Here is a 20,168-nt window from a genome sequence, read left to right on the forward strand (position 1 = left end):
CCGTTATCGTGCGGTTCCGTGATCGACCCCCTGGATCCCGATGACCCGCGCGCGCTGGGCGAGTTCACGCTGAACGGACGGCTCGGCGAGGGCGGCCAGGGGGTCGTTTTCCTGGGCTGGACACCCGGCGGGGAGCCGGTCGCCGTGAAGGTGCTCAAGTCGGGGTTCGACTCGTCCGTCAAGGAGCGGCTGGCCCGCGAGCTCGACGCGATGCGCGGCGTGGCGCCGTTCTGCACCGCCCGGGTGCTGACCGCGGTGGTCGACGGGCCGATGCCGTACGTCGTGAGCGAGTTCATCGACGGGCCGTCGCTGCAGCGGCGGGTCGGCGCCGACGGCCCGCTGCGGGGCGGCGAGCTGGAACGGCTCGCGGTCGGTACGGCCACCGCGCTGACGGCCATCCACGCCGCCGGGATCGTGCACCGCGACTTCAAGCCGGGCAATGTGCTCCTCGGGCCGGACGGCCCGCGCGTGGTGGACTTCGGCATCGCCCGGCACAGCGCGAGCGACACGATCACGGCGGGCCCCGTCGGCACCCCCGCCTATCTGGCGCCCGAGCAGATCGCCGGCCGGCCGGCCACCCCCGCCGCCGACGTGTTCGCCTGGGGCGCCACGATCATCTTCGCCGCCACCGGCCGGGCCGCCTTCGGCGCCGACAGCGTGCCCGCCGTCATGAACAGGATCCTGACCGCCGAGCCCGACGCCTCCGGGCTGCCCGAGCCGCTGCGCGGAGTGGTCGAACGCTGCCTCGCCAAGGACCCGGCACACCGGCCGGCCTCCCGCGACGTGCTGCTGGAACTCGTCGGCTCCGCCCCCGACCCGTTGCGGGCGGGCGTGGCAGCCGCGGCCACCAGGCCGGAGGGCGTACGGCGGGGCGGCAAGACGACCGCCGTCCTCACCGCGGTTCCGGCGACCACGCCGGGCTCGGCGGAGGCCGCCGGAGCGGGCGAACGGGGCTCACGCGCCGGGATCGTCATCGGCGCCGTCGCGGCCGTTGCCGCGCTGTCGGTCACGGCCGCGCTCCTGGTGCCGCGGCTCCTGTCCGATGAGAGGCCGTCCCCCACCTCGGCCGCCGACGCGACGACGATCGTGTCACCGGCCGCCGCCTCTCCGGCGTCCCCGGCCGATCAGAGCCAGGGCGTTCCCCCATCGGGCGCCGTCCCCACGCCGGGCGCCGTCGCCACATCGGACGACAGCGTCACGGAGGACGACGGAGTTGTGCCGGACGATGCGGTGAACGACGACGACGGCGGCTCGGGGGCCACCACGGCCACGCCGACGACCACGCCCGGGGGGACCGTACCGGCGGCGCTCGCCGGCACCTGGGGCGGCCACATCGAGCCGACCGAGATCGTTGGGGGCAGCGACGAGACCGACGTCCAGATCGTGCTGGCGCCGGGCAAGGACACCGGCGGCTGGCGGGACGTGACCACCTCGTGCCGGGCCACCCTGAGGCTGACGCGCAGCTCGGACACCGCGCTCGTCTTCCGGCTCGACGAGTGCGCGGCCGGAAAGATCACCCTCGTCAGAACCGGCGACGGCCTCGCCTACCGATGGGACGGCTCAGGGGGCGACGCCACCTACCTGGGCACACTCGTCCGGGACTGACCGTTCCGCAGGGGGACCGGCACGGAGTGGCCGCCGCGGTTTCGGCCCGGGAATCCTCTAGTGATCGTCGGCCGGAGTGGTAGAGAGCGGAGCGGGAGGGAGCGAGGACCGCGCGCGGAACCCGCGGCCGGCGGGTTTCGCAGCGGACAGGAGCTTCCTCCCGGCGCAGCGACCGGAGCCGATCAGGGACCGACACTTTCTCCCGGCGCAGCGACCGAAGCCGCCGGACACCGGTGACATCACGTGACCGATGCTCTAGTCGGCCTTCTCCGCTGGGATGGCGATGACCGTGCCGGTGGCGGCCGACAGCCTGGCGGCCTCCAGGACGGCGAGGGTCTCGACGACGCTCTCCACCGGGACGGGCGGCGGCGCGCCGTCCCGGAGGCAGGCCACGACGCCCTCGTAGAACCGCTGGTATGCCCCCGGCTCGGTGGGCACCGGACGGTCGTCGCCGTCGACGCCGAGCGTCCCCCACCGCTCGGCGGGCTCGGTCCCCCAGCCCTCGGCCGGACGCTCACCCGCGCGCAGCCGCTCCTCCTGGGGGTCGAGGCCCCACTTGACGTAGGCCGCCCTCGATCCGAGCACCCGGAACCGGGGGCCGAGCCGACCGGCGAGCGCGCTCATCCACAGGTGCGACCGCGTGCCGGAGGTATGCGTCAGCGCGATGAAGGCGTCGTCGTCGGCCAGCACGCCGGTCCGCCGCGCGTCGGCCTCCGCGTACACATGGGAGACGGGACCGAAGAGCTGGACGGCCTGATCGACGAGGTGGCTGCCGAGGTCGTAGAGGATCCCGGCGATCTCCTCCGGGCCGCCCGATTCCCGCCAGCCGCCTTTGGGCACCGGCCGCCACCGCTCGAACCGCGACTCGAAGCGGTGCACGTCTCCGAGCTCGGGCAGCAGGCGGCGGACCGTCAGGAAGTCTCCGTCCCAGCGCCGGTTCTGGTAGACCGCGAGCATCAGGCCGCGATCGCGCGCGAGCCGCAGGAGATCCCGGGCCTCGGCCGCGGTGCCGGCCAGCGGTTTGTCCACCACGACGGGCAGACCGGCCTTGAGCGCCTCGATGGCCAGCGGCACGTGGGTGCGGTTCGGCGTGGCGATCACCACGAGGTCGCACCGGTCCCACAGCCGGTCGGCCGCCCCGACGACCTCGGCGCCGGGGTGCTCGTGCCGTACCCGCTCGGCCCTGGCGGGGTCGCGGGTGACCACGGCCGTCAGCCGCAGCCCGGGGACGGCGGCGATCAGGGGCGCGTGGAAGAACGCGCCCCCGGTGCCGTAGCCGGCCAGGCCGACCCGGATGTCGGGCGCTCCAGCGATCACCTCAGCCGTCCCGTTCGTCGCGCTCGGCGAGGAACGCCTCGAACTGGGCGGCCAGCTCGTCGCCGGTCGGCATCGGCATGCTCTCCGCGAGGAGGCTGTCCCGCTCGGAGCCCGACTGGAAGGCGTCGTACTGCTGCTCCAGGCCCTGGATCGCGCCCGACAGCTCGGCCGAGGCGCTGATCTGCTCGGCGATCTCGCCATCGGTCCTCGCGGCGGCCTCCCGGAGGGTCTCCATGGGGAACACCAGGCCGGTGCTGCCGGTGATCGCCTCCAGCGCCGCCACGGCGGCCTGAGGATATTCCGCCTGGGCCAGATAGTGCGGCACGTGTACGGCGAAGCCCACCGCGTCGTGGCCCTTGGCGCCCAGCCGGAACTCGATGAGCGCCGCGATGCTCCCGGGCACCTGCACCCTGCCGAAGGGGCTGGGCCGGCCGGTCATGAGCTCGGGGCGGCTCGCGTGCGCGGTGTGACCGAGCGGACGGGTGTGCGGCACGCCCATGGGGATGCCGTGCACGCTCACCAGCCTGCTCACGCCCAGCCGGGTGACGAGTGTCGCGACGGCGTCGGTGAACAGCTCCCACTCGCGATCCGGCTCCGGCCCGGACATCACCAGGAACGGCGTGCCGGTGGTGTCGCGCACGAGGTGGACGGCCAGTTCCGGCGTCTCGTAGTCGGTCCAGCGGTCGGTGTCGAAGATCATCACCGGTCGCCGGGACCGGTAGTCGAGCAGCCGGTCCACGTCGAACCTGGCTATGACCCGATGCTCCAACTCGGCGAGGAGGTGTCCGATTGCCAACCGGCCCGTGGCGCCGGCGTCCACGAACCCCTCGAAGTGGTATAGCAGCACCGGATCGGTCAGCTCGGGGAGGCTCCCGTCGAGCCGGTAGAGATCCGCGGGGTCGAACACGTCTCCAGCCTTTCTCAAGGGTCCTTTACCTGTTGAACCTAGTGCAGCACAGTACGGATTCCCGCGCGGACTCGTGGGTCCGCCCTGTGGACGACGGTCATGGGCACTCCGCCGACGCCGGGATGGTCCGATCTTCCGGACACGGATCGACACATCCGTAATTTCGGGCATAAAGTTGACGGGACCGAAACTTTCCGTAATGTAGGACAGTCTGGTCTTCGTCCTGCACGCTGGTCATGCTGGGCTGATGCCGACGACTTCCAACATCACGCAGGCCTTCCGTCTCCCCGAGCTCACCTGTCCCTTCCCCGGCGATGTGAACCCTCACGTCGACGAGATCGACCGGGACACGATGAGCTGGCTGGCGGCCTCCGGGATGATCGCCGACGGCGAACAGCTGGAGCGCTTCCGGTCGGCCGGATACGGATGGCTGGGCGCCCGCACCTACCCCTACGCGGCTCGGGCGCTGTGCCAGGTGGTCACCGACTGGTGCGTGTGGCTGTTCGCCTTCGACGACGTCTACTGCGAGTCCGACCGGAGGGCCGCAGAGATCGCCCGGGCGCTCCCGCGACTCTTCGAGGTCATCGACGACCTCACCGGCACGGAGGCGGTCGACGACGTCTTCGCCCGCGCGCTGCTCGACATCAAGGCCCGGATCACCGCGTACGGCACGGCCGACCAGCTCGACCGCTGGCGCACGGCGACGAGAGACTACCTGTTCGCCCAGGTCTGGGAGGCGGCGAACCGGGAGGACGACGTCATCCCCACGTTCGCCGACTACGTCTTCATGCGCCGCAGGACCGGGGCGATGCTCACCGTCTTCGCGATGATCGACCTGACCGCGGAGGTCTGCCTCACCTGGGACGAGTGGCGCCACCCCGCGGTGCGCCTGATGACCCAGCACGCCAACGACGTGGTCGTGTGGGACAACGACCTCATCTCCTACGCCAAGGAGCGCGGTGCGGTCAACGGCCGCAACAACCTGGTGACCGTGCTGGTCACCCACACGGGCTGCTCGGTGCAGGAGGCGATGGACCGGATCGGAGTGATGCGCGACCGGGCCATCGTCGAGATGGTGGCACTGCAACCGGCCACCGCGTCGCTGCGCTCACCGGCCGTCTCCGCCTACGTACGCGGGTTGCAGTACTGGATCAGCGGCAGCGTCGACTACTCGCTGACCAGCTCGCGCTACACCGCCGCGCTGACCGGCGCCTGACCGGCGCGATCCGTTCCCCGGGCGCGGCCCGGCCTGACCCGACCGGCGACGGTCACTCCTGTTCGAAGTCGCCGAAGTCGTCCAGCGCGTACTCGATGAGGTCGCCGAGGCTGAGCCGCGCCCCCAGGGCGTACGCCTCGTCGTAGGCGGCGTCGCCGATCTGCTTCTTGCACTCCTTGACACACTGCTCGTGCTCGGAGGTGAAGAACGGCGAGCCGAACTGCGGGAGGCCGAACGTGCGCCAGTTGGCCTGGGCCGCGCCGAGCAGCATCGCGGTGCGCCCGGCGGCGCCCATGTCGAGGTTGAGCCCGGCCAGCGCGTCCACGCACAGCACGACGCCGAGCACGTCGTGGAAGTGGCGTTTGATGCGCAGCGACTCCTTGCAGCTCACCAGCGACTCGTCCTGGCGTCCCGTGGCGCGCTGCACCATCGCCATGACGTACCAGGCGTAGGAGCGCAGCCACAGCTCGCCCCGCTCCTGGCACAGGTTCAGGCAGTCCAGCAGCAGCGTCTCGGCCTCGGCGAACTCGCCCTGGGTCAGCAGCACGGCGGACAGCTCCACGATCGCCGGGAGCAGGCCGGGGTTGAGCTCGCGGCCGCCCCGGTGGAACTCGATGGCGACGCCGAGCAGGGCGGTGGCCTTCTGCGTGTCACCCTGCAGCATGGCCGCTGTGCCCTGCATCTTGGTCGCCAGCAGGACAGCGACCGAGTCGCCCGCCCGCACCGCCTCGGTGCTGCACCGCTCGGCGGCCTCGAGCGCCCCGGCCATGTCGCCCTGCGCGCTGCGGATGTAGGACAGCACCCACAGGGCCTTGCACCGCCGCCTGCTCGGCTCGGGCGCCGCGTCGAGCGCGCGCTCCAGATAGTGCACGCCCTGCCGGGCGAAGCCGCAGGCGACCCAGAGGTACCAGAGGGACGACAGCAGTTCGAGGCCGACGCCCTCCTCGCCCCGGACCGACAGGCAGTATTGGAGGGCCACCCGGATGTTGTCGTGCTCCTGCCGCATGCGGGTGAACCAGTGCACCTGCCGCGGTCCCGACCAGGAGTGCTCGCCGCGCTCGGCGAGCTGCAGGTAGTAGTCCCGATGGCGGCGGCGCCGCTCGGCCGTCTCGCCGAGCTTGTCCAGCCACTCCCCGCCGTACTGCCGGAGGGTGTCGATCAGCCGGTAACGCTGGCCGGCCGGGGTCGGGAAGCTCAGCAGCACCGACTTGTCGACCAGCTCCGTGATCACGTCGAGGATGCGCTCGGCGGGGAGCGACTCGTCGGAGCAGACGGAGCGGGCCGCCTCCAGCTCGAAGTCGCCGGCGAACACCGACAGCCGGGCCCACAGCAGCCGCTCGGCCGGTTCGCACAGCTCGTGGCTCCACCCGATCGCGGCGCGCAGCGTCTGATGGCGCGGCAGCGCCGTACGGCTCGCGCCGGCGAGCAGGCTGAACCGGTCGGTGAGCAGGGTGAGGATCTGCTCGACCGACAGGGTGCGCAGGCGCACGGCGGCGAGCTCGATGGCGAGCGGGATCCCGTCCAGGCGGCGGCACAGTTCGGAGACGGCGGTGATGTTGCTCTCGTCCACCGCGAAGTCGGGCACCACGGCGCCGGCCCGCGCGGCGAACAGCGCGACCGCCTCGTTCGTGTACGGATTCTCCGACGGGTCGTCACCGGGGACGGTGAGCGGCGGGACCGCGAGCGTGTACTCGCCCTGCGCGTTGAGCGAGCGGCGGCTGGTGGCGAGGATCCGCAGGTCGGGCGCGACGTCGAGGAGCCTGTGGGTGAGGGCGGCGACGGCGTCGACGAGGTGCTCACAGGCGTCCAGGACGAGCAGGATCTCCCGGTCGGACAGCCACTCGACCAGCGTGTCCTGTCCCTCCCTGGCGGACTGGTCGGCGATGCCGAGCGAGGTGGTGATCGTGTGGTAGACCATCCCGGGGTCCTGCAGCCGGGCCAGGTCGGCGTACCAGACGCCGTCGCGGAACTGCCTGCGCACCTGGTGGGCGATGCGCAGGGCCGTACGTGACTTGCCCACTCCGCCGATGCCCGTGACCGTCACCAGACGGGACTGCTGCAACCGCCGCCGCAGCGAAGCGAGAAGCCGCGTACGGCCCACGAAACTGGTGAGCTCCACGGGCAGGTTGCCCTCTTGCCGCCATCCTGCTGGCGTAGCCATGCCGCCTCACGGGGTCGTCGGGGGTCGTCCGGGCGTGCCGTCTGCATCCGCATCGTACCTTCGGCCGTCGGCACACGCCCGGATCTGCCGGTGATGATTCTTCCCCCCGGCGGACGGAGGTGACCGATACCAGCCGATATCATGGGGACGTGACTGTGCAGCATCCGGATGACATGCGTCCGGTGGATCTCTTCGATGAGGGACTGCCGGTGTTGCCCGACCAGACGAGCGACGACACCGACCTCGGCTGGGGCGAGTGGCACTCCGACTCCGACGACGCCCGTTACCTGGAAGAACGCCCACCCCACTGGGGCTAGGGGGTGTCGGGCACTCCCGGTTCGAGATCGGCCCCCGCGTGACGACGGACGAACGCCGGTCACGGCGGCCCTCATTCGGGAGCCGCCGTCTCCACCGACCGAGTAAGGGCCGGTCAGGCCGGCGGCGATCCGCCCGCTGACGGTGGTTCTCCCGATCCGGCTCCCAGGGCGTTCATCTCCGCGTAGGTGAGCATCCCACGGGAGAAGGCGAATGTGCCGTGCTCCGCGATCTCCTGTGCCGCGGCGAAGGCGGCGCTGAGCGCGGCACGCGCCAGGGCCGACCCGAGGCTGACGCGGCGGGCGCCCGCGGCGGCGAGCCCGGCGACGGTCACCCCGTCCGAACCGCCGGCGAGCACGTTGACCGGTTTGCCGACCGCGCCGCAGACCGTACGGACCGCCTCGAGGTCGGGCAGGCCCGGGGCGTAGAGCACGTCGGCCCCGGCCGCCTCGTACGCCTTCAGCCGGGTGATCGTGTCGTCCAGGTCGGGCCGTCCGTACAGGAAGTTCTCCGCACGTGCGGTGAGCGTGAAGCGGAACGGCAGCGCCCGCGCGGCCGCCACCGCCGCCTCCACCCGGCGCACCGCCTCGTCCAGCCCGGCGATGGGCCGGGACGGGTCTCCGGTGGCGTCTTCGATCGAGCCGCCGACGGCGCCGGCCTCGGCCGCGAGGCGGATGGTGTCGGCCACGTCCCCCGGGTCGGGCCCGAAGCCGCTCTCCAGGTCGGCCGCGACCGGCAGATGCGTGGCCGAGGCGATCGCGCGGATGTTGGCCAGCGTCTCCTCACGGGTGACCTGGTTGGCGCCGTCCACCCGGCCGAGGGCGAGGGCGAGGCCGCCGCTGGTGGTGGCCAGGGCGGGGAATCCCATCCGGGTGAACAGCCGCGCGGTGCCGGCGTCCCACGGGTTGGGAATCACGAACGCGGGCCCCTCGTGCAGCGAGGCGAACGTCTCCGCGCGGCCGCGCTGGTCGGCGGGGTCCAGGGTCATCGATTTTCTCACCGTCGGCATGCCGGTGCCCTCCCACGTGAACCTCTACTCGATTCCGTCACGTCCACGACGGGCCGTCTGGACGGCCGCCGGGTCGCATCGACCCTAACCAGAGAAAGGATCGGCGACGACCGGAGCCGCCGGACACCGGTGACATCACGTGACCGATGTCCTAGGAGACGATGTCCTTGGTGCGGAAGTGGCGGAACGCGAGGGCGATCAGGATCACCGAGTACGTCACGGAGACCGCCACTCCCTTGATCATCCCGCCGTAGTCGGGCTCCGGGGCGAGCGCGTCGAGCCAGGCGGTGTTCCAGAACGTGGGCAGGAACTCGCGCAGCGGGCCGAGGGCCTCCACCGCCTGGAGGATGCTGCTCACGATCACCAGGCCCACGGCCCCGCCGACCGCGCCGAGCGGCGAGTCGGTGGAGACCGACAGAAGGAAGGCCAGCGACGCGACCACGAGCTGGCTGACGAGGGCGTATCCGATGACGACGGCGAACTTCGGCAGCACGTCGACGGCCGGGATCAGCTCACCCGTGCCGGGCACCCGGATGTCGTTCCAGCCGAAGGCCAGCGTGCCGGCCAGCAGCGCCATCAGCGGGAGCACGGTCACGGCGGCCGCCGAGTAGCCCAGCGCCACGATCAGCTTCTGCCGCAGCAGCCTGCTCCGGGGCACGGGCGCGGCCAGCAGGTAGCGCAGCGACGACCAGCTCGCCTCGCTCGCGACGGTGTCGCCGCAGAACATCGCCACGGCGACGACCAGCAGGAAGTTCGCCGACACCGACAGCGCGAAGGCGGCGAAGTTGAGCCCGCCCTGGGTGGCGAGGTCCGACAGCCGCAGCGAGTCCTGGCCGCCGCGCTGCGGACCGAACTGGAACGCCACGACGAGGATCCACGGCAGCGCCAGCAGCAGGCCGAACATCACCAGCGTCCGGCGCCGCTTGAACTGGCGCAGGATCTCCACCCGCAGCGGCAGCGTACGCCCGGGAGCGTAGCCGCGGGCCTGCCCGAGGTCCCGGCTCGGGGACTCCTGCGAGACCGTGCTCATCGGCTCTCTCCGATCAGGTCGAGGAAGACGTCCTCCAGCCGGGGGCCGGAGCCGTTGGCCGATTCGGCCGAGCCGAGCAGTTCGCCCACCGGCCCGGTGGAGACCAGCCGGCCGCGGTGCATGACCACCACGTGGCTGCAGGTCTGCTCGACCTCCGCCAGCAGATGGCTGGAGACGATGACGGTGCGCCCGCGCTCGGCGTACGCCTTGAGCACCTTGCGCATCTCGGCGATCTGCGGCGGGTCGAGGCCGTTGGCCGGCTCGTCGAGCACGAGCAGGTCCGGCAGGCCGAGCATGGCCTGGGCGATGGCCAGCCGCTGCCGCATGCCCTGGGAGTAGGTGCGGACCGCGCGGTCGAGGGCGGCGCCGAGACCGGCGATCTCCAGCGCCTCCTCCAGGTGGGCGTCCTGCGCCGGCCGGCCGGTGGCCCGCCAGTAGAGATCGAGATTGGCCCGGCCGGACAGATGCGGCAGGAAACCCGGTCCCTCCACGAACGATCCCAGCCGCGAGAGCACGGGAGCGCCGGGCACCACCCGATCGCCGAAGATCCTGATCTCGCCCGCGTCGGGGACGATCAGCCCCATCATCATCCGCATCGTGGTGGTCTTGCCCGCGCCGTTGGGTCCGAGCAGGCCGAGCACCTGCCCCTTCTCCACCCGGAAGGACAGGTCGTCCACGGCCTTCTCGCCGCCGCTGTAGCGCTTGCCCAGGCCGCTGATCACGAGCGGCACGTCGGCGAGGTCGTCCCGGCGGTCGTCCCGCGTCCGGATCCGGCCGGCGAGCAGCAGCGCGACGGCGACCGCGACGGCGGCGAGCGGCAGCGCCCAGGTCCACCACGCGGGGCCGGTCAGCGGGGTGGTCAGCGCCGTGTCCCGGGGCAGGGTGAGGTCGGGCGAGTCCAGGCCGATCCGGTGTACGGCTGGAGCGTCCGGCGTCGCGTACGCCAGGTCGGTGGTCGAGACGACCACCCGCAGCCGGTGCCCGGCGTCGAACAGCCTGTCGATGGCCGGCAGCGTGACCGTGACCGGGGTGCCCGCCTCGGTGGCGGTCACCCGCAGCGGCGCGACCAGGCCGGACGGGAGCACGGTGAGCGCTCCGTCGGAGGAGTCGTAGAGCTTGGCGAACAGCGTCGCCTCGCCCGTGCCGTACACCTTGATCCGAACCGTCGGGTTTCCGGTTACCTGCAGGGGAGCGGGCAGCGGCGCCGACTCGAAGGCGGCGGCCTGGCCCGGCATGTCCAGCGCCACCGAGGCGCCGCCGCCCAAGCCGCCCGAGCCGCCGCCCAGCAGGCCGCCGAAGCCCGGCAGCGACGAGATCGACGGGGGCGACCCGCCCGGCGGATTGGCGACCGGCTGGTCGGGGCCCGAGATCGTGACCGTGGCCGGCTCCGCGCCGGACAGGCCGGGATAGCGGTCGGCCGTCGCGTGCACCAGCACCCGCTGCCGCGTCCCCGGATCGCGTCCGCCGTCCCTGGAGACGGTGAAGGCCCCGGCCGCGCTCGCCGGTTCCTCCTGTTCCTTGAGCCAGCGGTCGAACCATGCCGCCGTACGGTCCAGGACCCAGTCGGGCTCGCCGTCGCCGCCGTCGTGCCCGCCGCTCAGCCAGGCCACCTCCACCGGGGCTCCGGTGGCCGCGATAGCCCGCGCGTTGGCGTCGGCGTGTGAGAGGGGGAACAGCGAGTCGCGCTGCCCCTGGATCAGCAGCGTGGGAATCTTGATCTTCCCCGGCACGGAGATCGGGCTGGAGCGGCGCAGGAGATCGACGGCGGCCTGCGTGGCGCGCCCGCTCTCGGCCACCTCCTGGTACATCTCACAGATCTCCGGGAGGAACCGCCCGCACCGCACCTGCTCGGCCGTCGGCACCCGCATCCCATCGCCGTCGCCCGCCAGACCGGTGCGCCCGGTCGCGATCTCCGGGAGGCCGCCGCCGGAGGCGAGCCGGCCGGCGCCGGAGCCGAAGAAGATCCCGGCCCACATCTTCTTGAACACGCCGTTCATCGGCCCCCCGCCGGTGGCGTCGGGAAACAGCGCGTCGGCCAGGTCGTGCCAGGTGATCTGCGGGACGATCGCGTCGACCCGGCCGTCGTAGGCGGCGGTCATCAGCGCGATGGCCCCGCCGTACGAACCGCCCGCGATGCCGACGCGGGGGTCGCCGGCGGCGTCGAGGCGCACCTCGGGCCGCTCGGCGAGCCAGTCGACGAGCCCGCGTACGTCCTTGACCTCGTAGTCGGGGGAGTTGAGCGCGATCTGCCCGGTGGAGCGGCCGAACCCGCGGGCCGACCAGGTCAGCACCGCGTAGCCGCGCTCGGCCAGTTGGGCGGCCGACGAGCGCATGTCCTCCTTGCTTCCGCCGAACCCGTGGGCGAGCAGAACGGCCGGGGCCTTCCCACCGGAGGCCGGCGGGAAGAAGGTGGCGTCGAGGATCACCCGCTGGTCGTCGGCCGGACCGTCCACGACGGGGATCGCGATGTCCTGGCCCCTGGCGGGCGGCGAAGACGGCCACAGCGCCCAGGCGAGCGCGCCGGCCACGGCGAGGACCAGCGCGACCACCGCCGCCAGGGCTCGTCGCCCACTCGGAAGTCTCATGCGGCGATGCTACTGGCCAGAACACCGGGTGGCGTCGGCGCCGGATCGCGGCGGAGCGTGCCGAATCGTGATGATGCCTCGGGGAAGTCCCTGATTGCGTGGTCAGTCGCGGGAGCGGCATCATTTCGGGCGTGGCAACAGGAACGATGTTCAGGCAGGTCGCCGCGCGGGTGCGCGGGTGGGGCCAGGCCGTACGCGCGTTGGTGCTCGGCGTTCTCGCATGGGCACGCCCCTACTGGACCCGCGGGGAGGCGGGCCGGGAGACCCCGGCCGACCTGTTCCGGGTCCTCTACGCCGGCTGGCTGGCGGCGTTCCTGCTGAAGGTCCTCGGAGCGAGCTGGGACGTGTCGTGGCACTTCAAGTGGCTGCGCGACGACCTGGCTCCGCCGCACCTGCTCAACAGCGCGGGCACGGCCATCGCGGTCGCCCTGGCACTGGTGCACTGGTACACCGGCTACGGGGTGGATCGTACGGCGTCCCGCCTGATCGTGTGGGGCACCGGGATCTTCCTCATCGCCGTTCCGCTCGACCTGATCAACCACCGTGTGAACGGGCTCGACATCACGGCCTGGAGCCCCTCACACGCGCTGCTCTACATCGGGACCGCGCTGATGCTCGCCGGGGTGATCCGGGGATGGTACGTCGGCGCCGGGCGGCGGGCCGGGGTCACGGCGCGCCGCCGCACGCTCGTGCTGGCCGGCCTGTTCGTGTTCTTCTTCGAGAACGTGCATTTCGCGCAGCAGCAGCAGGAGTACGGCGTGCTCGAGATCGCCTCCTGGGACCGGGGTGAGCCGTACGCCGAGCCCAGCCTGCTCGAGTTCGCCGCCCAGCAGATGGGCCGGGCGGTCGACCGCACCATGGTCGTCAAGTTCTCCCTGCCGATTCCCGACTGGGTCTACCCGGTCTACGCCGCCGTGTTCGGCATGATCGTGCTGGTCTTCGCCCGCCTCATGGTCGGGCGGCGCTGGACGGGTACGGCCGTGGCGGCCGCCTACGTCGGATACCGCTGCCTGATCTGGCCGCTGCTCGTCGGGGCGGACTTCCCGGCGTCGGCCGTGCCGTTCTTCCTGTTGCTCGGCGGGCTCTGCGTCGATCTGGCGTTCCTCGTGCGGGTGCCGTACCTGCGGCCGCTGCTCGGCGCCGTGCTCGTCACGGGCGGCCTGTACGGCGGCCTGGCCGTGCAGTCCTCCCTGCAGGCGCCGCCGTACGCCGCGGGCTCGTGGCCGATCGCCCTCGCCGCGCTGGCCGTCGCCTGGCTGGCGGCCGAGTGGTTCGCGGGCAGGCACCACCTCATCGCGGGCGACCCGGCGGCGACACCGGATTCTCCGCCCGCGGAGGCCGTGGACCGGGAGGCCGTGACCCCGGCCGCCGGGGCCTGAGCGCGCGAGGCCGCGCACGCTGGGGTCAGGCCCGCGCCGGCTGCGGCCGCGCCCCGGCGTCGCCGTTCACCTGCACCCGCCCGGAGTGCGGGTTCGCCGCCGCGTCCATGAGCGGCAGGCGGAGCACGAAGCGCGCCCCACGCGGCGAATCCTCGACCGTCAGCGAGCCGCCGTGGGTGGTGGCGGCCTCGCGGGAGATGGCGAGGCCGAGCCCGCTGCCGCCGGGGTCGCGCCGCCGGCCGTCGGCCAGGCGGACGAAGGGCTCGAAGACCCGCTCGCGGTCCTCGGCCGCGATGCCGTCGCCGTCGTCCTGGACGATCAGCACGGCTTGACCGCCGTCGCGCACGACGGTGACTTCGACCTGGGAGTGGGCGTGCCGCTGCGCGTTGGCCAGCAGGTTGCTCAGGACGCCCAGCAGATGCAGCCGGGTGCCGAGCACGGTCAGCCGCTCTGTGGCGGCGTGCAGCCGCACCGGCTTCCCGCGCGGCGGCCGTGTGCCGAGCTCGGCCCGCACCAGCGCGGTGAGGTCGACGGGCTCGGGGGCCGACGCGACCGCCCGCTTGACCCGGGTGTAGGTCAGCAGCTCGTCGATGATCCGCTGAAAGCGCTCGGTCGAGCGCAGGGCGCCACGCAGGGCCTCGTGCGGGTCCACCTCGCCGGGGTAGAGGAGGGCCTCCTCGATCTGCGCGCGCAGCGCGGCGGCGGGGGAGCGTAGCTCGTGGGAGACCATGGAGGCGAACCGCCGCTGGTCGGTCATGAGCTTCTCCAGCTGGTCGAGAAACCGGTTGCTCGCGCGGGCGAGCCGGGCGATCTCGTCGTCGCCGGGCGGCTCGGGCAGCCGCAGGCTCGCATCGCCCACCGTGGCCTCGGAGACCTTCTCGCGAATGGCGGCCACCGGCCGCAGTGTCCGGCCCACCACCTGCCACATGGTCCAGGCGGAGACCGCGGACGCGAGCAGGACCAGGGCGAGGGTCGCGGCCCCCAGGCGGTGCCCGGCGAGGAGGGGCGGCTCCTCCACCCCGGCGTAGACGTAGTGGGGTTCGCCGCCCCAGAGCAGGGTGGGATCGGGCCGGATGGCGGTGAGCAGCACGCACCCGCCCGGTGTGGAGCACGCCTTCAGGTACTGGATCGGATCGTGGGCGGAGGGACGGGCCGTGCTGAGCGCCGGCATGCCGGCAGCGGACGGGCTTGCCGCGGCCACTCGCCCGTGTGAGTCCACGAGCTGAAGGAAATGGACCTGACCGGACGGGTCTTCCGGCGATGTCTCGGCGGGCTCCGGGATCAGGCCCGGCCGCATCGACGCGATCCAATCGACGGCCGCCCGCTGCGTCGCGTTGAATACGTGCGCCTCGACCGTCTTGCGGATCACGAAATCGGCGCCGGCACCGATCACCGCGAATATGATCAAAGCGGCCAATCCAGCGGTGAGCGTGAAGCGGCCCCTGATGGAGCGCGGGCGTGGCAGACGCGCCCCTCTGACCTTCAAGGTAGATCCCCCGTTGTCCCATATAGGAGGCAAGTGGATTAAATATTACTTAATGTCCTCCCATCTCCAAACCGTGTGGGGATAGTACGGTCTGATCTATAGCAAAAGCTGGAACATTTATTACGTTCTTTTGCCAAATGCCATGCTCACGGGAATGGCGTGCAGAGTGGGACGAGTGTTGCGTAGCGGGGCGTTTTCGATCCGGTCCGTCACGCCACGGGTGCTCTGGTGATCGCCACGGCGACGCCGTACGCGAGGCCCATGATGGTCAGCTCGAACGTCGCCCAGCCGGCGAAAGCGGTGACGGAGCCGCGCTCGATCACCGGCATGAGACGCCACCGGATGTTCGCCCCGAGCAATGCGATCACCCCGGTGAGGACGGTCTTGGCCACGATCAGCCAGCCGTACCGGCTGGTCAGCAGCGACCCCGGGAAGCTCTCGCCGGGCGTGAGCAGCAGCTCCACCACTCCGTTGAAGATCCCGGACAGGCCGACGACGATGAGCGCGTAGGTGGCGAGCCGGGAGAATCGCGGCAGCGTGGCCGCGAGGAGCTCGCGCCGGCGGGCCAGCAGTACGGCGAGCGCGACCAGGCCGCCCGTCCAGGACGCCGCCCCGATGACGTGCAGCTCCATGGAGACCATGCTGAGGTCGTGCCAGTACCAGTTCGAGGCGTGGCCGGTGACCGGGAGCGGCAGCAGCCCGAACCCGGCGATCAGCACCCGCAGTTCGGCCGGGACCTTCTCCCCGAACCGTACGGCGAGCATGCCGACGGCCGCGCTGAGCAGGGCGCAGGACGCGCTGACGATCAGGCCTCGGCCGGCGGGGATGCGGGCGACATAGGTCGCGATGTCGGGCGTCTGACCGGGGGTCAGCTCGGCGGCGCTCAGCACGGTGGACACCAGCGCGGCGGCGCACCAGACGAGCGAGGCGAGCACGGCCCAGTGGCGGGCGCGCGTGGCCACCGGCTCCGTCCGTGCGGGGTCGCCGAAGCCGAGCAGTTTGGGCAGCAGGCTGAGGCCGAGGGTCGCCGTCGCGGCCAGGTCGAGGGCCAGCCGGGCGATCGGCAGGCCGTAGTCGACGGTCAGGCTCGGCATGGGGATGCCGACGGCACGTCCCGGCAGCGTCGCCCACGTGGCGACCACGGCGGCGAGCAGGCCGCCCGTGACGAGGGCGGCGATCGAGAGCCGCGGCCGACCGGCAGGTCGCCCGCTGTCCGGCGGGGCGCTGTCCGGCGGTGCGCCGTGCGGCGGTGTGGGATCCGGGGGCGTGGGCCGCACCGTCGTCTCGGTCATGCCGCGCTCCGCTGCCGGCGGTCGTGGCGGACCAGCACGAGGGTGCACAGCGCGAGCAGTGCGGCGGTCGCGACCAGCAACACCCATACCCAGGCTCCGCCGCCGGTCGTCGAGACGGGGGCGGACGGCGGGGCCTCGTCCGCGGGTGCCGTCGGCGGGGGCGCAGCCGCCGCGGAGCCGTCGCCGGTCACGGTGACGTTGACGGTGCCGGTGACGGGATGCCCGTCGTTCGACACGATGCGGTAGCCGATGGAGTAGGCGCCCGGCGGCGCGGGGGACCGTACGCCGATGAAGACGGTGTTGCCCTTCACGCCCACTTCACCCTGCTCGTAGCGGGCGCCGTCGGGGCCGGTGACGGCGATCCTGGCGAAGTCGGGGCGCACGGGCTGATCGAAGGTGAACGTCACCCTGCCGGGCATCGCCGCGAGCGTCGCGCCGTCCTTGGGATCGCTGCCGGTCAGCACGTTGTGCGCTCGCGCCGGTGCCACGAGCAGCAACAGGGCCGCGCACGCCGCAAGCGGGACCACCAGCGCGCGTACAGCCGTCCGCCTGATTTGGAACACCTGCCTTGCCTCCCATTGGGCGGGGTTTTGCCAAGCCATGCTCCCATTGATCACGACCGGCCGGACACCCTCCGCGTGGGGGACGACACTGCCGGATCACGGGGGCGGGAGGGGGCGCCCGGACCGTCCGGCGTACGTCCGTCGCCCGACGATCCGCTACGCTCGACCGCGTGATCGTGGTTTTCGAAAATTTCGGGGGAGGGACGGGGGATTTTCAGGCGAGCAGCCAGCCGTAGAACCAGGCGAGGCACGCCAGTCCGGCCATGACCGGGACGATCCGTACGGCCTGGGCGTTCAGCCGGAATGCCTCGACGCCGGACAGCACGGTGGCCACGACGACGAGCAGGCCGCACCACGCGATCACCGGTGGCACTCCGACGGCGAGCATGGCCGAGTCGGTGAGGCCGGTCAGGCTGAGCGCGGACAGCCCGGCGAACGCCACCCCGGCCAGCCCGGCGAGCACCGACAGCACGGGCGGCGTGCCGCCGCGCCGGCGGCCCGCGCCCACGGACCTCCGGACCAGGGACACCAGCCCGGCGAGCAGCTGCACGATCGCCACGATCGCGAACGCGGCACCCGGCGCGAGCAGCGCGGGTGTGATGCTCGCCTGGTAGGCCGCCGGGGTCAGCAGCACGTCTCCCGGCCTGACCAGGGCATGGGGCGCCCGTTCCGGATCGCAGGGCGCCGCGCCGGCCGCCTCGGGATGGTCGAGGAACGCGGTGATCGTACGGCGTCCGCAGTCACCGGACAGGAACACGGCGTGGCCGACCCCGGCGAACTCCGTGAGGCGGCCCCCGGGCAGCTCGCCGACGGCCCGGCGGATGGACTCGGCGGACGTGGTGGGGTCGAGCCGTCCGCGTACGACGAGGGTCGGCGCGGGGAGCGTGCTCGCGTCCCGCACCGCCCAGCCGGTCCGTGAGGGAGGCAGCCGCCAGGACCCGCAGACGGCGGCGTCGGCCACGACCGTGGACAGCCGGGGACCGGTGGCGCCCGCGGCCGCGTCGGACGGAGCCTCGTCCTGGCACTGGACCGCGTAGTAGAGCCCCCAATCGCGGCCGGTCAGCCTCTCGCCCATCCGGTCCATCAGCGGCTGGAGCAGCCCGGTGCGGCCGTCCGCCAGGCCGTCGATCAGCGCGGGGACGATCGGGACGAGATCACCGTCCTGCAGCGCCTCGGCGACCAGCGTCGCCATGTCGTCGCCGGACAGCCGTAAGGAGATCCGCTCACGGGTGACCGGGTCACGGGTGTCGAGGACGGCGGGGGCGGCGTTCAGCCGGGCCACCATCGCGTCGAAGCGCGCGGTGTCGCCCAGCTCGGTGATGGCCGAGGCCAGGTCGGCGGCGGCCTCGTCGTACCGGTTCGCCTCGGCGGGCAGGAAGGAGTCGAGCACCACCGCCCGGGTGCCGTCGGGGTCCAGCGCGGCCGCCCGGAGCATCGGGCGGGTGGAGTAGCCGACGCCGAACAGGTTCCACCGCTGGTAGCCCAGTGCCCGGCGCAGGTCCACGACATCGGCGGCGATCTCGGCGCCGCGGTAGCCGCGCAGGTCGACCCCCTCACGCTGGAGCCGGCCCATGCAGGCGTCCGCGTCCTGGACGATCCCGGGGAGAGTCTGCGCGGCGCCGCCGCCCGCGGTCCCGCCCGCTTCGCGCGGGCTCTCGGGCGCCGCCAGCGCTGCCAGGACGCCCCGGCCGAGTCGCGGGCAGCGCAGCCTCGGCTCGGAGTGACGGCCGCCACGCTGCTCGATCACCACCACGTCGCGGCCGGGGAACATGCCGGCGAGGGTGCCGGTGAGCAGAAACGACGGAGATCCGGGGCCGCCCCCGGTGAAGACGACGGGAATCCCCGCGTCGCCGGCGGCGGCGGTCGTGGTGCGGCGGACGGCGAAGCCGACCTTGATCGTCCTGCTGTTCGGCACGTCACGCCGCTCGGGGACGAGGAGGAATCCGCAGGTCGTGCCCGGCGGCATCGCGACCGGGCAGGGCCGCTCCTCGATCGTGGCCGGTGCGTCCGCGGCCCGCGTGTCGACGACCTCTGCCTCGGCGGCCGATGTTTCGGCGGCCCGCGCTTCGATGGCCCGTGTCTCGAAGGCCTGTGCCTCGATCGCCTCTGCGTCGACGGCCAGGGCCGACGCGGAGACACCGAGGAAGGTCAGTACGAAGGCCGTCACCAGGGTCGTCACCAAGGCCGTGACGGCCGCCCCATGCCAACTCCGCAACCGTCATTCCTGTCCCGCGAACCCGGCGATATCCGCAGAAACCTTAGCGCGAATATCAACGAGGCCGTGCGGTGCTCTCGCGGATCACCAGGTCGGTGGCGAGCTCGACCCGGCGGGCCTCCGCGCTCTCACCCCGGCCCATCGCGAGCACCATGCGCGCGGCGAGGGCCGCCATCTCCTGGAGCGGCTGCCGCACGGTGGTCAGCGGCGGCCAGGCCGAGCTCGACAGCGGCAGGTCGTCGAAGCCGACCACACTGAGGTCCTCGGGCACCCGCAGGCCGCGCTGGCGCGCCGCCTCGAACACGCCGAACGCCTGCATGTCGCTGCCCGCGAAGATCGCCGTGGGCGGCTCGTCGAGCGAGAGCAGCGCGTGCCCGTAATCGTGACCCGAGTTGACCAGGAAGTCGCCGTGCTTGATCAGCTCGGGGTCGATGGCGACCCCGGCGGTCTCCAGAGCGGCCCGGTAGCCGTCGATCCTGGCCCGGCTGCACAGCATGTCGGGCGGTCCGCCGATCATGCCGATGCGGGTGTGGCCGAGATCGAGGAGGTGCCGGGTGGCGGCCAGGCCCCCGTGCCAGTTCGTCGCGCCCACCGAGGCGACCCCCGGCGGCGGCTCTCCCTCCGGGTCGACCACGACGAACGGGATCGATCTGGCGCTGAGCTGTCCCTGCTGCCGTACGGACAGCCGGGAGGTGACGAGTATCACCCCATCGGTGCGCCGCGCGGCGATCCGCTCCAGCCAGTCGCGTCCCGGCCCGGCGTGCGTGTGCAGCACGGAGATCACGACGCTGGCCGCAGCCTCGTGCGCCGCGGACTCGGCTCCGCGTACGAGCTCCATCGCCCAGGGACTCTCGATCTCCGAGAAGACCAGGTCGAGCAGCCCGACCGGACCATCGCCCTGGCCGGTCCTGCGCTGGTAACCGTGCTTGTGGAGGAGCCGCTCGACCCGCTGACGAGTCTCGGGGGCCACCTCGGGTCGGCCATTGATCACTTTGGACACCGTTGGGACGGAGACCCCCGCCTCCTCGGCGATCAGGGCGATCGTCACCCGCCTTTTCCCTGCCATGGAAATACAGGATAACCGAAAG

The 20,168-nt window shown here is 72.4% G+C and carries 15 protein-coding genes; 4 read left to right on the forward strand and 11 right to left on the reverse strand.

Translation table 11 applies throughout. From position 1 onward, the window contains the following. Nucleotides 1-18: 18 nt before the first annotated feature. Nucleotides 19-1,605: a serine/threonine-protein kinase gene (locus ACQP1K_RS09170; RefSeq protein ID WP_433500437.1), complete on the forward strand. Its 1,587-nt coding sequence runs from the start codon at nucleotides 19-21 to the stop codon at nucleotides 1,603-1,605. Between the two features lie 255 nt (nucleotides 1,606-1,860). Here the strand turns inward: ACQP1K_RS09170 and ACQP1K_RS09175 are convergent, their stop codons facing one another. Both ACQP1K_RS09175 and ACQP1K_RS09180 read right to left on the reverse strand, forming a co-directional pair. Beyond that, complete coding sequence (locus ACQP1K_RS09175) at nucleotides 1,861-2,922, reverse strand: Gfo/Idh/MocA family oxidoreductase (protein WP_433500438.1); 1,062 nt, start codon at nucleotides 2,920-2,922, stop codon at nucleotides 1,861-1,863. A 1-nt stretch (nucleotide 2,923) separates the two neighbouring features. Beyond that, nucleotides 2,924-3,829: a proteasome assembly chaperone family protein gene (locus ACQP1K_RS09180; RefSeq protein WP_433500439.1), complete on the reverse strand. Its 906-nt coding sequence runs from the start codon at nucleotides 3,827-3,829 to the stop codon at nucleotides 2,924-2,926. A 247-nt stretch (nucleotides 3,830-4,076) separates the two neighbouring features. Between ACQP1K_RS09180 and ACQP1K_RS09185 the strand changes: the two genes are divergently transcribed. After that, nucleotides 4,077-5,045, forward strand: coding sequence for a 4-epi-cubebol synthase (locus tag ACQP1K_RS09185; RefSeq protein WP_433500440.1), 969 nt, complete (start codon nucleotides 4,077-4,079; stop codon nucleotides 5,043-5,045). 52 nt (nucleotides 5,046-5,097) lie between these two features. Here ACQP1K_RS09185 and ACQP1K_RS09190 read toward each other — a convergent pair whose 3' ends face one another. Continuing rightward, nucleotides 5,098-7,206: an ATP-binding protein gene (locus tag ACQP1K_RS09190; protein ID WP_433500441.1), complete on the reverse strand. Its 2,109-nt coding sequence runs from the start codon at nucleotides 7,204-7,206 to the stop codon at nucleotides 5,098-5,100. Nucleotides 7,207-7,355: 149 nt separating this feature from the next. On the opposite strand from ACQP1K_RS09190, the gene ACQP1K_RS09195 reads away from it, so the two are divergent. Continuing rightward, complete coding sequence (locus ACQP1K_RS09195; protein WP_162492446.1) at nucleotides 7,356-7,523, forward strand: hypothetical protein; 168 nt, start codon at nucleotides 7,356-7,358, stop codon at nucleotides 7,521-7,523. Nucleotides 7,524-7,636: 113 nt separating this feature from the next. Here the strand turns inward: ACQP1K_RS09195 and ACQP1K_RS09200 are convergent, their stop codons facing one another. The 3 genes from ACQP1K_RS09200 to ACQP1K_RS09210 form a co-directional block, all read right to left on the reverse strand. Further along, nucleotides 7,637-8,509 (reverse strand): isocitrate lyase/PEP mutase family protein, encoded by an 873-nt coding sequence (locus ACQP1K_RS09200; RefSeq protein ID WP_433500442.1) that lies wholly within the window; start codon nucleotides 8,507-8,509, stop codon nucleotides 7,637-7,639. A 172-nt stretch (nucleotides 8,510-8,681) separates the two neighbouring features. Further along, a complete protein-coding gene (locus ACQP1K_RS09205) occupies nucleotides 8,682-9,560 on the reverse strand; it encodes an ABC transporter permease (protein ID WP_433500443.1) in 879 nt (292 codons plus the stop codon). Then, nucleotides 9,557-12,145: an alpha/beta fold hydrolase gene (locus ACQP1K_RS09210; RefSeq protein ID WP_433500444.1), complete on the reverse strand. Its 2,589-nt coding sequence runs from the start codon at nucleotides 12,143-12,145 to the stop codon at nucleotides 9,557-9,559. Before ACQP1K_RS09210 ends, ACQP1K_RS09205 begins: the two co-directional genes overlap by 4 nt. A 131-nt stretch (nucleotides 12,146-12,276) precedes the next feature. Between ACQP1K_RS09210 and ACQP1K_RS09215 the strand changes: the two genes are divergently transcribed. After that, nucleotides 12,277-13,524, forward strand: coding sequence for a hypothetical protein (locus tag ACQP1K_RS09215; protein ID WP_433500445.1), 1,248 nt, complete (start codon nucleotides 12,277-12,279; stop codon nucleotides 13,522-13,524). A 25-nt stretch (nucleotides 13,525-13,549) separates the two neighbouring features. On the opposite strand, the gene ACQP1K_RS09220 is transcribed toward ACQP1K_RS09215, so the two are convergent. The 5 genes from ACQP1K_RS09220 to ACQP1K_RS09240 all read right to left on the reverse strand — a co-directional run bounded on the left by ACQP1K_RS09220 (nucleotide 13,550) and on the right by ACQP1K_RS09240 (nucleotide 20,146). Then, entirely contained in the window at nucleotides 13,550-14,917 is a 1,368-nt protein-coding gene (locus ACQP1K_RS09220; protein WP_433500446.1) for a HAMP domain-containing sensor histidine kinase, read from the reverse strand. Nucleotides 14,918-15,219: 302 nt separating this feature from the next. Continuing rightward, nucleotides 15,220-16,302: a copper resistance D family protein gene (locus ACQP1K_RS09225; RefSeq protein WP_433500447.1), complete on the reverse strand. Its 1,083-nt coding sequence runs from the start codon at nucleotides 16,300-16,302 to the stop codon at nucleotides 15,220-15,222. Then, complete coding sequence (locus ACQP1K_RS09230) at nucleotides 16,299-16,865, reverse strand: copper resistance CopC family protein (protein WP_433500448.1); 567 nt, start codon at nucleotides 16,863-16,865, stop codon at nucleotides 16,299-16,301. Before ACQP1K_RS09230 ends, ACQP1K_RS09225 begins: the two co-directional genes overlap by 4 nt. Nucleotides 16,866-17,079: 214 nt before the next feature. Then, nucleotides 17,080-19,080 carry an alpha/beta fold hydrolase gene (locus tag ACQP1K_RS09235; RefSeq protein WP_433500449.1) on the reverse strand — a complete coding sequence of 667 codons (2,001 nt, stop codon included), beginning with the start codon at nucleotides 19,078-19,080 and terminating at the stop codon, nucleotides 17,080-17,082. A 55-nt stretch (nucleotides 19,081-19,135) separates the two neighbouring features. Then, nucleotides 19,136-20,146, reverse strand: a complete 1,011-nt coding sequence (locus tag ACQP1K_RS09240) for a LacI family DNA-binding transcriptional regulator (RefSeq protein WP_433500450.1) — start codon at nucleotides 20,144-20,146, stop codon at nucleotides 19,136-19,138. Nucleotides 20,147-20,168: the final 22 nt, after the last annotated feature.

This window comes from Sphaerimonospora sp. CA-214678 (genome assembly GCF_050942215.1).
GTDB lineage: Bacteria > Actinomycetota > Actinomycetes > Streptosporangiales > Streptosporangiaceae > Sphaerimonospora.